The sequence below is a fragment of the Bradyrhizobium niftali genome, from assembly GCF_004571025.1.
Lineage (GTDB): Bacteria > Pseudomonadota > Alphaproteobacteria > Rhizobiales > Xanthobacteraceae > Bradyrhizobium > Bradyrhizobium niftali.
Window position 1 is genome coordinate 69,034 of sequence record NZ_SPQT01000002.1, and the last position, 15,113, is coordinate 84,146.

Below are 15,113 nucleotides of genomic sequence, written 5' to 3' on the forward strand. Positions count from 1 at the left end.
CTGGACAATGTCGCGGATCGCCTTCTCCGGCGCGATCTCGCCTGCGATGCGCAATTCGAAATGTGGCGCATAGAAGCCCTGGTATGCCCGGTCCGCCGAAAGTGTCACGAGGTCCAGTGTGTTCATGATGCGCTCCCGTCGGTCAGTGCGGGTACCTGGAGCAGCCGCCCGGGAAGCAGACGACGCGGATCGTCGATATCGTTCGATGCGGCGATCTCGCGCCAGTATGCGGGCTGAAGATAGTAGCGCGATGCGACCGCCGAGAGCTGTTCGCGATCCTTGAGGATGTGGAGATGCGACCGATCCGGCGAACTCGGGTTGGAACGCGCCAATTGTTCGTGAAGCGGCGCGAATTCGCGGATCGTCAGGTTGACGATGGCGCGTAACGGCACTCCGGCAGGGCTGAACAGCGTGAAACGATGCCGCACGGATTCGACGATGCCTCTAAAGCCTTCCCGGCGCTGGCTGCCGGTGCCTTGAGGCAGATTCATGCCCGGAACGGACTTGCCCCAGACGAACGTGACGGGCGGCGGTGCATGTCCGGATGGCTCAATTCGTGTCAGGGCGTAAATGCGATCGGTCTCGGTCGTCACGCTGCAAGCCCCGGCGGCCATGCCGAATTCGGTTGTATCGAAGAACAGCTCGACGTTGAGCTTCTCCGCCTGGCCGCGAACGAACTGTTGCAGCGGTGCGTTGAGACCGGGGATGGCGATCTCCGCGAGCTGTACGCCCTTTTCAAAGCTGAGTTCAGCCGGGTTGTATGTCAGCTCAATCCGGTCGTCCCGCTGTTCCAACGCCCAGTGAACCAGCAGCGTGGCCTTGGCGACGTCGCTCATGGCTTTTCTCCGCGGTTGGAGGCGGATGTCTGCGTATCCGTTTGTCGCCGCAGTGCAAGGCGTTGCTCGTCTTCGGCGGCTTGCAGCACCGCTTTCACGATCGCCGACATGGTTCTGGGATTCAGCAGGCCTTCGGCGTCGAGAACCCTGACCTGCGCCGTCACATCCTGAATGATCACTTCCTGGACCACATGCCGCTCCTATGTCAGTGCGTCGAAAATGGCCCGCGCCGCCGCGGCAATGCCTGAAGCGCCCCTGATGTGGTAAAGACCCTCATGAGCGATTTCGATGCTCTCGATCGCGACAGCGGATTGCTGGGCATTCAGCGCAGGACCTGAGTATTTGACGGGCAGGCCGCGGCGGAAGCCCCAGACGATCTGTGGTTGGTGCTCTTCGTTCTGCAGCACGATAACCCCATCGCGGCGGCTGGCCTTGCCTTGGGCAAAGCCTTCGAACCAGGTCCACAGAACGTCGCTTGCGACGATACCGCGCTTGAGTTGGATGTTCGTCCACTTCATGCGCGTCGGAAATCTCAGAACGGCGTCGTTGCGTCCGCCCACAGCTTGCTCATGCACTTCCAGAGTGCCCTCGAGGCCGCTGCACTCCTGGAAACCGGCAGCTACGGTGAGGCCGGCGCCGGTCAGCGCGATCGTCGTCAGGGTACCGGCCGGCGACGATTGGGATTCTGTGAGGCTGATCTGGAAATTGTATCCGAGCAGCGGGTTCTTGCGGTTGGCGATGCTCAAGACACGCCTCCTGCGATCGACATCAATCGTTCGTTGGTTTCGATCTCATTGCCGGCAACGCCGATGCGCAGAACCACGAATTCCAGCGGATGCACCGGCGCGAACGCTACATCGCAGATGAGCCTGCCGTTGTCGCCGTCCGGCGCTGAATTGTTGGTGTCGTCGCAAATCACGGCAAATGCCTCCTGCGCCGTGGTGCCGGCAAAAGCTCCCTGGTTCCACAACCCGGTCATGAAGATCTCGATGGTCAGGCCAAGACGCTCACGCAGGTCTTCGGCGTTCGGCTCGAATACGAAGCCGCGCAGGATGCGTTCAAACGCACGACGCAACAGGATGATCGTGCGGCGCACCGGAATGTCGCGCAGTTGCGCGTCGCTGGTCATCAGCCTCGATCCGAGGATGCGTGGGGCATGCCCTTGACCGGTCCGGATCACATTTATGCCGAGCCGGTTCAGCAAGCCGTGCGCTGCGTCGGAGATCGTCAGCGAGGTGGCCTGTGCCCACGCGATGTCGCGATTGGCTGGTGCGAATTGAATGCCGCCTAGATGATCGGACATCGCATATTGCCCGGCAGCGTGACCTGAAGGCGGCAGCGTGCGCGTGCGCCGCGAGTCGCGAGGATCGACTACTTTGAGCCATGGTGCGTAGAACGCGGCGAAATTCGAATCGAAGAGTTGCCGCCACGTTTCCAATCCGCGAATGCCGAGCGTCTTGTCGGCGATCGCCGTCCATGGCGGATCAATCAGGGCGATACGATCCCGTCTCGACTCACAATGCTCGACCATCGCCTGCTGGATCGCGAAAATCTCCTCGTCGCTGAAGATCTGCGGAGTTTCCGGAACGGGACGCTTTGCGAGCGGGGCGGGTAGCTGTGGGATGCCGCAGGGATCGCAGGGGTCGATGGCGGCGACTGGCAGGCGTTCCAGCACGATTTCCGGGGCTGGGATGATGCAGGCATCCGGGATGGCAAGAATGGCGGGTTCCGCCACGTTCTCGAGCGTAGCCAGGCCGCGAAGGCCGTAGTGTGTGGGTACGGCGCTGCCTGCAAGGCCGGTGAAGTCGGAAACGCTCAACGAGGACAGGCCATCTTGCCCGCCCTCGAGCTCGAGGTCCTGAGCCGTCGGCATCAGCGGCAAGAGTGCTGTTCCAGGATCATCGAGGGCTTCGATGACAATGGAAAAGGGCGCCGCAGCAATTCGGTCGTGCTCGGGGCGAGCGGGATAGACGGGCAGCGCAAGCAGAGTGGGGCCGTATCGGGGATGATCGGGCACGAAGGAAAGATCGCGCGCTTCCGCGATTACGCGCATATCCAGCTTGACGATCAACGTCGCGGACAATCGCTCGATATCAATTGGGAGAGCCGGATCAAGTCCCGCGAGAAGCTGATGCCAGGGCCGGATCCGCCGGGGGTCGGAGGGAAGCAACGAGAAGTGCGATGATGCGGCGTCGATATCTGCAATGGTGCAGATCTGCGACGACAGGCCTTGCGTCAGCCTCACCAGGCAATCTGGCTCGAAACCTGCGACGCTCGTCACTTTCAGGCGTTGTGCGTCGCGAATGCCGGGCACGCTTCTGGCCGCTGTTCGTCTACCCGGTTGCACCGCGACCGACAGCCGATTGCCCCAACTTCCCGGCGATGATGCGCGGATCGACCAATAGGGTGTGCCGGGTCCGGCCGGCGTCGCGGAAGCCAGCAGCGTCGCACCGGCCTCGCGAGCTCCCGTTGCGGCGTCACGCGAGGCGACCCGCACGATCCAGGCTATCTGCCCTTCGTTCTCGAAAAAGGCGCGTACTGCATATGCGAGGAAGCCTGCGTCGATCGGTTCGCCAAAGTGCTGTTCGAATTCTCGCAAATTCCTGACACGTACGGGTTTGTCGAGTGGTCCGCGCTCGGCAATGCCGACGAACGCCGGCACATCGAGCCGAACCTCTCCCGGACCTTGTGCGCTCGGCAGCGGTCGCCAATAGACTCCTGGTGTTTCCGGGTTGTACATCGTCAGGCGCCTCCGCCGACCAGCTCAACGCTGATGCTCTCGAAGCAGAGCTCGACCGATTCCATCGCGACCTCGTTCCCGCTTGCCTTCAGGCTGGGTCCTTCGATCTTGTTGACCCAGGCGGCCATCACCTTCCAGCGCATCACCGGGTTATGCTCTTCGTCCTTTAGCGTGATGATCACGTCGCGCCGGTTGGTCTTTCCAAGGGCTGTCTGCTGGGCCATGGTCCAGAGATTGATGTTCTTGGTGTAGCCACGCTTGAGAACGAGGTTGTTCGGATACTTCCTCAGCGCCGGAAGGCGACGAACGTGATTGAAGCGATCGGTGCCCTCGCGATAGTCAACGTGATCGCCGTCGGCGACGAGGCCCGAGACCTCGCTGAAGCCGGCGGAGGTCTTGTCGCCAAAATCGACTTCATAGTTGAACGCGCGATAGGGATCATTCCTGGCGTCGATTGCGGCCATGGGGTTTCCTCCTTATTCTTCAGTGGTGGCCGCCTTCAGGCCGATGCGTATGATGACAAACTCGGCGGGTTTCACCGCGGCGACGCCGACAACGCAGATCAGGCGACCATTGTCGATATCGGTTTGCGTCATGGTCGAACGGTCACATTTAACGGTGAACGCCTGGTCGGCACTTGTTCCCTGCAGCGCCCCGTTGTGCCATAGGGTTGTCAGGAAGCCGGTGATCGCGAGACGTAAGCGGGACCAGAGCGGTTCGTCGTTCGGTTCGAACACGACCCAGTTCATGTTGCGCTCGATCGATTTCTCGATGAACAACATCAACCGTCGGACCGAAACGTATTTGTAGTCGGGATCGCTGGTGATCACGCGCGCGCCCCATACCCGTATCGCGCGATTATCCGGCCGGAAATCGCGGATCACGTTGATGTTGGATGGATAGGGATTGAGGATGTCCTGCTCCGACTTGTTGAGGAAGTGACGCAGGCCAGTAATTCCGCGCACTACTTCATTGGCCGGCGCCTTGTGAACGCCGCGCTCAATGTCGGTGCGGGCGTAGATTCCGAGCATATGGCCCGATGGAGGAATGGGGATCTGCGTGATAGCCGAAAGATTGCCCGGCATCGGATCGGGAATCGTGAGCCAGGGGTAGTAGACGGCAGCATGGCGCGTGTCGAAATTCTGCCGCAGCGCCTGGACATCGGCGATCGCGTCGTTAGGCGGCGCAGGCCCGTCGAGTACAGCGAAGCAATAGCGTCTTTCTTCGCAATGACCGACCAACGCTCCCTGAACTTGCTCCGAGACGATCCCGGGCACGGCAACGATACTGATTTCGTCGACGTTCTTCATCGCCGGGATACCGCGGCGGTTAACGGGATCGCGGTCGTCCTGTCCCAGATAGTCGAGATCCGTAAGCATAGCCAGGCCATCATCGCCGCCGGTCAGGCGATGACGTGCTGGCCGTCGCAGCCCGCTTGGTTGAATGTCTACGAGCGGTTCGGGCCCGAGCCGGACTGCCCAGCGAGGATCGACCGCGCCGGGAACAGCCGGTCCCGGTGTCGTGTCACGAACGCGAATGTACATTGACTCGCCTTCCGGCCGCCGGTCGTAGAGCCGTATCGGCCCGCCGATCTGCCCGACAACCTTCTCGACGTAGCGGCTGTGGCGCGGATCCATCGACAATTGCCGGAACACCTCGGTGTCCTCGACCGCATCCGAACGCCACGGCTGGGCGGGCGATGGCTGCTGCAGCAAGGTCACCATCAGGCGGAATTCTCGCGAGCGGAGTCTTAGTCGTGCCCCGGGCGCCCCAAGTGCCGCGATCTGCGGCGCGAGTAGCGGGCTATCGAGGGTGATGCTGCTGTCGGCCGGGTTGGTCTGGGTGACCTTGAGCAGCGGTTCGATGACCTGGCCTGTCGCATCGTAAAGACCGAGCAAGGTTCCTGCTTCCATGCCGGCGAGGCTCGAGACGACGATGCGGCTCGGTCCGATCATGCCGGTGCCGAAGGCCTGCGAAACGAGCCCGGAATTTTCGTCCTGGGTCGAAATCCGCAGGCGGTCGCCCCACGATCCGGCGTCGAGCGCTTCCACCCCGAGAAGGGTGCGCCGCTCGCTAACGGTTGCGCCCGGACCGTGTTCGTCCGTGAGTGCGGTGCTCAGTGTGAAGGTTTGGGCCGCGGTAGCCACGACTGCCGTAATAGCAATGACGCGGACAATGCCGTTGCCGTCGACCGAGCGAAGGGCACCGGGAGCCGTTGTGTAGCCGGCGATATCCGTGGTCAGAACGGAGGTATCGCCACGAGCCGCGCCGCCGATGACCACCGATCCGCCGGCCGTGCTCTCGATGCTCGGGTTCTGAAGCGCGACTTGCTCGGCAGCGTGATGCGCTTGCGCCAGGCCATGCGTTAGCAGGACGGGGCCCGGATCCGGCACCGCGACCGGATTCAGGCCCGGCAACACGGCAATGGTCACGAATTCGGTATCAGCGGCGGTGCCCACACGCAGCACTGCGCCGGCGCTGAAACTGGTCCGGTCCGAAACCGTGATCGTGCGTGCTTCTGCCGCCGCGTCTGCGTGTAGTTGCCCGACGCTTGCGTCTGCGGGAACGAGATGCTCTATCCGCGCAAGGTGCGGCAGGTCGAAGTTCAATGGGCGCGCCAGCGTAATGCGTCCCGGTTGCCCCTGCCGGCGGAATTCATGCGCGCCTGAAGCAGAGACGACTTCGATGATCTCACCCGCACCGAGCGCGGCGCCGCCATAGAAGATGCAGACGTCGCCGGAGGAAATGGTCTGGCTGGCATCGTGCGCGGTCATGGCGCCCAATGCCAGGACGTTCGCGGTGCCGCCGGTGGGATGCGTGAGTGCAAGCGGGTTGGTCAACGCGATGCGGAAGACGTTGCTCCCGAGGGCGGTCACAGTTCGCACGGCGACCAGTTCGCGTGGCCCGTTGCGACGCAGCTCAAGCAGTTGCGAGGCCGGGTTGATCGTCGTCAGGTCGGCACCTGAGCTCTGCAGCAGCAGTGTTTGAGATCCGGCGCCTGCGGGTTCGAGAATCGCGTGCGGACCTCCAAGGGGAGCCGCCGCCGGTGAGACTGCGAACGCCTGGACGCAGCCGACCACCGGCGCGGGCCCGGCGGACGGGTTCGACAGCGGCAGATCGACCACGACGTTCTGCGCGGCTGCGGCCACCGCGCTTACTTCATGCCATTCGGTCCGGCTGCCGCCACCGATGCGGATGCGCTGGGAGGCACCGGTAATGCCGGCCGCTTCCATGACAGTGACGCGCGTGTCGGCGGTGTGAGCGGCGACCAGCAGCGCCGTGCTCGGCGCAATCGTGCCGGCTACAAGCTCGCCACGGTTATACAGCAGCATTGCGGACGCTGCGGCAGATGCCGAGAGAATCCGCGTCACGTAAAGCCGCCGGCCGCCGTTGCGGAAAAAGCCATCGACGGCCAGCGGCAGGTGGCCGCGATCGCCGAAATCGGCACGATCGAGAAGTCCGCCAAACATCTGGGCGTAGTCGCCCGTATTTGTCATCAGCAACGGGATGTTTGCCGGTCCGCGCTGAGTGAGTCCCACCATCGCGGCGGTGCTGGTGCTGGCATTCTCGATCGGCTTCGATCCACTGTCGATTTCCTCAACATACGGACCGGGGGAAAGATATTCGGGCATCTTGAATTCTCCGATGTGAGCCTTTTCGACCGTTACAAACGGAAGTCTTGGACTACGTTCGACCCTGCAGGCGGCGCGACGATAACAACGGGCGCTCCGAGGACGGGCGCCGTTACTTGAAGCGTCAGGGTCGCGAAACGCTCCACCGGCGGAAGCCGATATTCGGCGAAGGCGTTGGCGATTGCAGTTATGCCAACACCCGCGACCGGGACCGGCAAAGGTGTTGCACCGGCGAGGGCAGGAACCTGCGTGGCGGCCGTGATCGCGACAGTTGCGCCGGGCAAGGGTTGGAATGCGCCGGCTATTCGTCGAAATACCCGTCCCTGGATTGTAACTGCATTGCGGATCAATCTGCGTTGCCCGAAGTCCAGCAGTTGGAATTTGTCGAGCAAAATCACGCCGGGCTCGGCAGGAAACACGGCGGGTTGGGGAGGAAGCACGCCGTTCAGGGCTACCGATCGATAGCCGACCGCCGAGACAGTGAACCCAACGGCCGTTCCCGCAATCTGCAGATCAGGCAACGCCAGCGTCGGCTCTCCGACCAGCCCCACCAGTCCGTCCGAGCCGCTGGAAGAATGAAACGGGCCGTCGCTAGTGACCTTGATCGGCGTCGCCGGTACCGACAACGACGCATCATCTAGGATTTGCACCTGCGCGATGATTTGCGACCGGGCCGCGTCTCTCACTGGGGGCAGTGGTGAAAATCGCCAGGTGCGACCGTCCGACTGCAGCGAGATCGAACTCATGCGGGCCCCTCCGCATAGGCCGTGCCATACTCGTTGGCGAGGATCGCGACCGGCGGGCCGGAAACGATCTCGCTGCGCACATCGACCGGAATGACGGTCACCTCGTAGGAAACCGAAAGTTTGTAATTGCTTTCGAGCGCATCCCAGATTCTGGTGATTTCCTCGGTGGTGAGCGTTTCAAGCCGCACTGTGATCTGGCTGACTTCGCTTCGGAGTGCGCCGACCAATGCCGCTCCGCGGAGAACGGGCTCTTCGGCGAACAATTGCAGCGCCTTGCCCAGTACGGTGTGTTCGAATTCCGGTGCGCTCAGCCCGGTGTCGAGCTCGAGGACCGGCGTGAGGAGATAGTGCAAGCGCAGCGGCAGGGGCGGCGGGCGGTGCCGCGCGTTCGACACCCGACGCGGCGGGCAGTTGTTGAGGTGCTCGTCGCGCGTCACCTTGTAAAGCCAAAGCGAAATGCCCTGTTCGGGGGTGTTCAGCATTTCGTCGGGTGAGCGGATGGAAACCGTGAGGGTCGCTCCGGGTGGCAGCGATGCAAGCACGTCGGGATCGGCGCCCAATCTTTGCGTCAAAATGTTCTGCAGACTGACGCTTGCGTCCCTGATGCTGGTCGTCATGCAGCCGCAGTCCTTTCCCTGGAGAGCCTGGATTTACCGGCGCGCTGCCCGGTAAATCGCCTCGCCGTCTGGCAAATCGACGCGTTCGAGTTCGCCGCGTCTGACAAGCGATGCGAGGGCATCATCGAGCGCGCTGAGGCCGCGCGCGAACCGTTCGCGCATGATCCAGAATTGGAAGATCGCGTCTCGATGTTCTGCGGCGACGGGGTTTCGCGCCAGATAATCGAGAATTTCGCGTTCCAACTCTTGAACGAGCAGTTCATGCTGATTGTGCGCCATGGTGTTCCCGAAATAGCTCCGCAAGAACGATGCCAATGAAGAAGCGCAGCAAGCTCAATGAGTTGGAAATTTCGACGGCGTTTGACTGGGATTCCGCGGACCCAGAATGCCGTGGGGGCTGGGTCTTCGTTGCGCAAATTGGGTCCGCAACAGCCCACTCGTGATTGGACCAGCTTCAGGTTCTCGAAATTCGCGATAGTCACATTGTCGGCGACGCGGTGGCGCGACCTCGTTCACCGATGCGCTTGGCAGCACGATGGCGCGAGCCGGTGCAGGCGGTGTCCAGACTAGCTAGGGCTACGACCCACATGGCCCGTCTCAGGTCACCAGCACCGCCAGCGACAATCCGTTCCGGTCCAGCGGCGCGTTGGTATAGGAATCGCGATATCGTGGGCAATTGAGTGGGAGGGCCGCTTTGGAATGCGGAGCGGACCTGTACGGCCCGCGCACGCCGAGCCCAGGCACCTTCCTGATCTCTGACGGTATCTGAGGCTCTGTACCAGTGCGAGCGATGTCAGTCTTAGTCGCGCTCGCGGCGCGCCATCCAGTCGATAGACTCCGATAGGTAGCGGAATTGCCAGTGCTTCGTGAGGAGCAATTTTTTCTGTGAATTCAACGCCAAAAAAATGCAGCGGGTATACCGTCGGCATTTGTCCGTCAGACTTGAAAATTTGTGCTTGTAAAACAACGACGAAACGTCGTTCGAAATCATAGAGTGGGAGTAGTGATGCCGGCCGCGATCGCGCGCGTTAGCGTAGTCTGATAGAGTTTGTTCTTGCTTCCTCTCGCACCGGGGACCGAAATAGCGAGATTGGCTTAGCCCGCCCGAGCTCCGAAATCCACGGCGTTTTCACCTCTGGAGTACCACAGCGGAGCTGATCGTGCAGAAGAGTAGGGCACCCAAAGTTTTAGTTTCGAGCAAAGATAGGCCTTAGCGCAAAGCAGACATCGGCCGATCGCGAATGTCGCTGAAAAGCCGACGTCGGCGTGAAGTGACGTCATGTCCGCAATAGTTCAATGCGGGCCTTGCAACAATCGGCCAAGCTGCGTCCCAAACTCGTGCTAGGCCTTCTTGTCGGTCTGCGCGAGCTCAGACATGATCCAGTCTACGAAGGTTCGCAGGCGCGGCGCTGACGGCCCGCGCGAATCCTTCTTTCCAACGGCCACTACGCCATCGTCGCGCGTCGGGTCGGTGCGCGAACCAAGCGCCGGCTGATGTTGTAGTTCGCTCTGCGCACGATGTCAGCCAGCCCGCATCTTGGTGCCGCCAAGGGCGTTGGCTGGTCTGGAAGCGTCGTTGTGAGCGGGCACACGGTAGTCACTCACGGCGCGCTGCTATGAGGTGCGTAACCTTGGGTTCAGCCATGGCGCCGAACTCGAGGATTGCGTCCTGAACGACGCGGTCCGCATTCGTCACGCGTTGGTGCTGTCGAAGATGCTCGAGCCAGGACGCCACCATGAACGTCTCCACGAAGCGTCCGCTCTGGGCCGCGTCCTCGAAGATGTCCCAGGCATAGGCGCCGTCGCGACGTCTCTGCAGGCCCAGCGCCATGACAGCGGGAAGGAAGGCCTCACGCTTGTCCGGGGCGATTAAATACTCGACCGTGACGAGGACAGGCCCGCGGTCGGCCTCGGCTTCGATGTTCAATATCGGCGCCGGCCAATGCATCGAAGGGGCAAGGTCGATGCTGGCGCCGCCCTGAAGCTTCCAGGGCCAAGTCAGCAAAATCCCTGCGATTGCACCCGCCGCGGCGATGAAATGTGCTTCTGGCAGGCTCAGCCCTGAGGCGAGTTGTCCCCAAAGCGCGCTGCCGGCCGTCATCGCTCCGAAGAAGACTGTGACGAACATTGCCAAGCCGCGGCCGCGGACCCAATCGGGCAGCGAGACTTGGACCGAGACGTTGATGGTCGCAAGGACGGCAATCCATGACATACCCGCGACGAGGCACGCCGCAATTCCCATTCCCGGCTGATGCGCAACGCCCAGGAGAACCAGGCTCAGTGCAGTGCCGGCGGTTCCTGCTGCGACAAGGCGGTCTGGTCCGAGCCAAGTCTTCATCCATGACAACGTGAAGGCACCGACGACGGCACCAACACCGATGGCTCCAAGCAGAACACCGTAGAGCTCGGGGCCGCCCGCGATCTGATTGCGCGCGACGAGGGGGAGCAGGGCCCAATAGGCACTCGCGAAGAAGAAGAACGCCACGGCCCTGACCAGGGTCGCTCGAAGGTTCGGATTGTAGCGTACGTGACGAAAGCCGATCACCATGGCACCGCCGAGACGTTCCGGCGGCAGCCCGCTGCCCGGGGAGGCAGCCGGTTGCCACCAAAGAAGGGCGCCGATTACGGCGAAATTGCTCAGCGCGTTGAACCAGAACGGCGCTGCAATACCCAACGCGCCGATGACCACGCCGCCGAGCGCCGGCCCGATGGCTCTGCTGATGTTGACCCCGACGCCGTTGCTGGCGACGGCCGCGGCAAGATCCTTCTTTGGGACGAGCTGGGGCACGACCGACTGCCACGCAGGGGCGGTAAATGCAGCGCCGACGCCGAGCAGGAATGTGAACACGAGCAGGACGGTCGGCGTAACGAGGTTCATTTCGACGAGCACTGCGCTTGCCCCCGCGACGAGGGTGAGGGCGATCTCGCAACCGATCAGAAAGCGGCGCTTGTCGACGGTGTCCGCCAACGCGCCGGCCGGCAACGCGAACAGAAACATCGGGAGGCTGCTCGCGACCTGAACCAGGGAGACGGTGAGCGGATCGGCAGCGAGGCTCGTCATCAGCCATCCGGACGCGGCGTTGTACATCCAAGTGCCTACGTTGGCGACGACGGTCGCTATCCACACCACCGTGAACGTCTTGTAGCGGAAGGCCACCCAGGGCGAGGTGGGGGCGGTCTTCAGATCGGGGGAGGCCCGACTTTCGTTCGGCGAACTCATGTCGTGGGTCCGGAAGGAGGTGTCTGGTCGGGAAGATCGACAATTGTCTCGTCGATGTAGCACCAGCCCCAGCCCTCGGGCGGATCATAGCCTTCCATGATCGGATGCTTGGTGGCGTGGAAATGTGCGGTGGCGTGCCGGTTAGGAGACTGATCGCAGCAGCCGACGTGGCCGCATTCGCGGCATATCCGAAGGTGCACCCACCAGCTTCCTGTTTTCAGACATTCCTCGCAGCCTTGGGCGCTGGGCGAGACTCTCCTGACCGTCCGGAAGTTCATGTGGCTGCATCGCGGCATTTTACTATTCCTCATCGGTCGGCGAGTTCTTTGCTTTTCGTCACGCCGTGAGACGCGGGGATCGTCTGACGGCGCCGGCCATGGCTCCCGCGATCATCCGCACGCAAGCGCGCCCGCTGCGCCAGCGCCCGGTCACGTGGAAGCAGTACTCCATAGCGAGCCTAGCGATCAGCGGCACTGCGGAGCCATCGTGCTCAGGTCGTCCTGAGCAGGTAGGAGTGCTGACCGGACAAAACGAGCTCGCCATTCTGGTTGTGAACCGTAACGTCGGTGGTTACCTTGCCCTTGTCGCCCATACGCTCCAGCGCAGCGATCTCAAGCGCGGGATAGAGCGTGTCGCCGACATGGACCTCCTTGAGAAACTTCACCGATAGTTCGGTGAACGCAATGAAGATCGAGCCGAAGGTGTGCGGCAGCAAAGTAGCGCCAGGAGCGGTAAAGGCAAGAACCTGCAAGCCGTGTACGACCGGAGCGGCATGGCCGAACCGCTTGGCGTAACCGATGTCGTAGTGGATCGGATGATTGTCACACGACACGGTCTGGAAAGCGGAAGCATGGGCGTCCGTCAGCGTGCGACTTGGCGCGCGGAAAGTCTCGCCAAGCTTGAGTTCGCCGAAACTGCGTTCCGGCACCATGTGCCATTCTCTCGGGTCGAATGCGAAGGTCATTTTTCTCCTCGTTGACGTAGGTGCGTAGGCGTACCCGCGAGCAGGCTCGCCGCGCGCCCTCGGCGATCACGCTCGGCGATGGCCTGAGTCAGTTAATCGGCTTGAGCTCCGTGGTATAGTTCGCCGGCAACCATTCGAAGCGCCCGTCGACCGATCGGATATGCCCGATACCCGGAAATGCTATGTGCGCTGCCGCGATCCAGGTCGCGCTTCTGGCGGCGTGTGCGAAGACTCCCGTTCGTTCCGCCTCCGCCGATACTGTGTCGCTATCGTACGTCACCGTGATGGCCGGGTCGGGAAACTGGATCGGCGCCACGTGTACGAGATCGCCCCAGACCAGAAGTGTCTTGCCTTCGCTGGTCACTTCGTACGACGTGTGGCCGGGGGTGTGCCCAGTAGTCGGGATGGCGCGAATTCCTGCGGAAAGCTCTTGGCCTTCAGAGAACGGCTTCAGCCGGCCGGTCTCCAAGTAAGGCTTCAAGGAGGCGCGATCGCCCTCGAACATGGGCTTGAGAAATTTGGGAGCTTCGCTCTCATTCTTGACGTCGAGCCAGTAGTCCAGGTCCTTCTGATTCACCCTTATGACGGCGTTGGGAAACGCCGGCTTTCCTTGCGGCGCGATGCCTCCCACATGGTCCGCGTGAAGATGAGTCAGATAGATTTCATCGATCTGCTCCGGGGTGTATCCGGCCGCCCTCAGATTCTCCAGCAGGTGTCCGCAGCACGCGCCGTAAAGGCTGCCGGCGCCGCTGTCGATCAGAATGAGCTTCACTCCGGTGTTCACCAGGAAGGCATTGATCGAGCCCTCGACTGGAGCAGGGAGATCGGAAGCGGCAAGGAGCGCCTCGGCCTTGCCGGGATGACTTTCCTCGAGCTTCACGGCCTTTCGTTCACCGGTCGGTGTCGTCTCGTTCCGCGTCATCACTTCGTGGACAGGAAACGGGTGAGTTCCGTCGAGCAGCGCGGTTATCTCGAAGCGCCCGAGGATCATCCTGTAGAACCCGGGTGCCTGCGTCCGGACCTGGGGAGCTGCGGCCAACGCTGCGTCACCGGACAAGAGCGCCAGCGTTAGGCACATCACGATCGAAACAGGTCTCATCTTTGTCTCCTGGGGTCGAATGGCTCAGTCGCGAGCCGCGCCAACCATGGCAGGGGTGACCCGGCCTTGCTTGCCGCCGAAGTGACCGATCACGTAGGTGCTGACCGCTGCGATCTCTTCGTCGGAGTAGGCCGCGGCGAACGAAGGCATCGTGTTGTTGCCGTTCGGGGATCCGATCCGGATGCCCTCGATCACGGCGCGAACGACGTTCGGGCCGTCCGGATCATTCCGATCGATCGGGCTCGAGCATCGCCCAGCTCCGCGACCCCGTCTTGTCCGATCTCAAGACGGATTGGACGTTGTTGCGCGCGAGCCTCGCAGACTCAGCCGCTCCAACCTTCGAGGAAATTCAGAAGGAGCTTGTTGACGATATCCGGCTGTTCTTCCTGCGGAAGGTGACCACAGCGTTCGATGGGAGCCACAGTGAGATTCTCTGCCATCTCGCTCCAGATCGCCTTCATATCGAACAGGCGGCCGACGGCGCCAAAATCCTGTCCCCAAAGCGAGAGTACGGGGCATTTGATCTTCTTGTCGGCATCTTCGAGGTCCTGCGCGACATCATCCGCGCTTGCTCGGTAATCGGCCATCGCGCCTCGGACCGCACCCGGGGCTCTGTAGGCTTTCACATAGGTTTCAAACGCCTCGCCGGTGATCGTCGATGGATCGTGGCACCAGTCGGAGAAGAAGTGCCGAAGCCAGATGTCTTCCCGACCCGCGATCAATGCCTCCGGAAGATCCGGAATCTGGTGGAACATGAAGAACCAGTATTCGCGGGCGACTTTGGCCTTCATTTCGCGCGCGACAATCCGCGTAGGGACGTTGTCCATCACGACCAGACGATCGACGAGATCGGGATGGTCTTTGACCAGGCGGGTCGCGACCCGCGCACCACGGTCATGTCCAATAAGTGCGACCCGTCCGATCCCGAGGGCCTTCAGCAACTCGACGATGTCATTGGCCATCGTCCGCTTGTCATAGCCACACGCAGGCTTGTCGGTTTCCCCGTACCCGCGAAGATCCGGAGCGATCACTCGGTACTGGGGCGCAAGCGCCGGAATCTGAAACCGCCAGGCGAAACTAGTCTCGGGAAAGCCGTGCAGAAGCACTACCGGCGGACCGGTCCCAGCCTCGAGGTAGAATTGCCTGATGCCGTTGGCACGGCACGTGGTCCGATGGATGGTGGTCACGGATCTGGCGCCCCGCTGCGGTTTCGCGCCGCAATCGTTAGGCTGATCGGCCGGGGAGTCATTGCAGGATTT

At 62.1% G+C, this 15,113-nt stretch carries 15 protein-coding genes; all 15 read right to left on the reverse strand.

The window, feature by feature from the left end:
• Positions 1 to 122 precede the first annotated feature (122 nt).
• The 15 genes from E4K65_RS05375 to E4K65_RS05445 all read right to left on the reverse strand — a co-directional run bounded on the left by E4K65_RS05375 (position 123) and on the right by E4K65_RS05445 (position 15,041).
• On the reverse strand, positions 123 to 836 hold the full coding sequence (locus tag E4K65_RS05375; protein ID WP_135173279.1) for a CIS tube protein: 714 nt from the start codon (positions 834 to 836) through the stop codon (positions 123 to 125).
• Positions 833 to 1,027 carry a hypothetical protein gene (locus tag E4K65_RS05380; protein WP_135173280.1) on the reverse strand — a complete coding sequence of 65 codons (195 nt, stop codon included), beginning with the start codon at positions 1,025 to 1,027 and terminating at the stop codon, positions 833 to 835. Before E4K65_RS05380 ends, E4K65_RS05375 begins: the two co-directional genes overlap by 4 nt.
• Positions 1,028 to 1,036: 9 nt before the next feature.
• Positions 1,037 to 1,582 (reverse strand): phage tail protein, encoded by a 546-nt coding sequence (locus tag E4K65_RS05385; RefSeq protein WP_167770556.1) that lies wholly within the window; start codon positions 1,580 to 1,582, stop codon positions 1,037 to 1,039.
• On the reverse strand, positions 1,579 to 3,576 hold the full coding sequence (locus tag E4K65_RS05390; protein WP_135173282.1) for a phage tail sheath family protein: 1,998 nt from the start codon (positions 3,574 to 3,576) through the stop codon (positions 1,579 to 1,581). Before E4K65_RS05390 ends, E4K65_RS05385 begins: the two co-directional genes overlap by 4 nt.
• 2 nt (positions 3,577 to 3,578) lie before the next feature.
• Positions 3,579 to 4,040 (reverse strand): phage tail protein, encoded by a 462-nt coding sequence (locus E4K65_RS05395; RefSeq protein WP_135173283.1) that lies wholly within the window; start codon positions 4,038 to 4,040, stop codon positions 3,579 to 3,581.
• 12 nt (positions 4,041 to 4,052) lie between these two features.
• On the reverse strand, positions 4,053 to 7,208 hold the full coding sequence (locus tag E4K65_RS48165) for a phage tail sheath family protein (RefSeq protein ID WP_135173284.1): 3,156 nt from the start codon (positions 7,206 to 7,208) through the stop codon (positions 4,053 to 4,055).
• A gap of 32 nt (positions 7,209 to 7,240) precedes the next feature.
• A complete protein-coding gene (locus E4K65_RS05405) occupies positions 7,241 to 7,954 on the reverse strand; it encodes a hypothetical protein (protein ID WP_135173285.1) in 714 nt (237 codons plus the stop codon).
• Complete coding sequence (locus tag E4K65_RS05410) at positions 7,951 to 8,571, reverse strand: Pvc16 family protein (protein ID WP_135173286.1); 621 nt, start codon at positions 8,569 to 8,571, stop codon at positions 7,951 to 7,953. The genes E4K65_RS05405 and E4K65_RS05410 overlap by 4 nt, the downstream gene beginning before the upstream one ends.
• Positions 8,572 to 8,604: 33 nt before the next feature.
• Complete coding sequence (locus tag E4K65_RS05415) at positions 8,605 to 8,850, reverse strand: hypothetical protein (RefSeq protein ID WP_135173287.1); 246 nt, start codon at positions 8,848 to 8,850, stop codon at positions 8,605 to 8,607.
• Positions 8,851 to 10,168: 1,318 nt separating this feature from the next.
• Positions 10,169 to 11,791 carry an MFS transporter gene (locus tag E4K65_RS05420; RefSeq protein ID WP_135173288.1) on the reverse strand — a complete coding sequence of 541 codons (1,623 nt, stop codon included), beginning with the start codon at positions 11,789 to 11,791 and terminating at the stop codon, positions 10,169 to 10,171.
• Complete coding sequence (locus E4K65_RS05425) at positions 11,788 to 12,087, reverse strand: UBP-type zinc finger domain-containing protein (protein ID WP_135173289.1); 300 nt, start codon at positions 12,085 to 12,087, stop codon at positions 11,788 to 11,790. The genes E4K65_RS05420 and E4K65_RS05425 overlap by 4 nt, the downstream gene beginning before the upstream one ends.
• Before the next feature lie 194 nt (positions 12,088 to 12,281).
• A complete protein-coding gene (locus tag E4K65_RS05430) occupies positions 12,282 to 12,755 on the reverse strand; it encodes a MaoC family dehydratase (protein WP_135173290.1) in 474 nt (157 codons plus the stop codon).
• A gap of 88 nt (positions 12,756 to 12,843) precedes the next feature.
• A complete protein-coding gene (locus tag E4K65_RS05435) occupies positions 12,844 to 13,854 on the reverse strand; it encodes an MBL fold metallo-hydrolase (protein WP_135173291.1) in 1,011 nt (336 codons plus the stop codon).
• Between the two features lie 24 nt (positions 13,855 to 13,878).
• Positions 13,879 to 14,049: a c-type cytochrome gene (locus tag E4K65_RS05440; RefSeq protein ID WP_135173292.1), complete on the reverse strand. Its 171-nt coding sequence runs from the start codon at positions 14,047 to 14,049 to the stop codon at positions 13,879 to 13,881.
• A gap of 128 nt (positions 14,050 to 14,177) precedes the next feature.
• Positions 14,178 to 15,041, reverse strand: coding sequence for an alpha/beta fold hydrolase (locus tag E4K65_RS05445; RefSeq protein WP_135173293.1), 864 nt, complete (start codon positions 15,039 to 15,041; stop codon positions 14,178 to 14,180).
• Between the last annotated feature and the right edge of the window lie 72 nt (positions 15,042 to 15,113).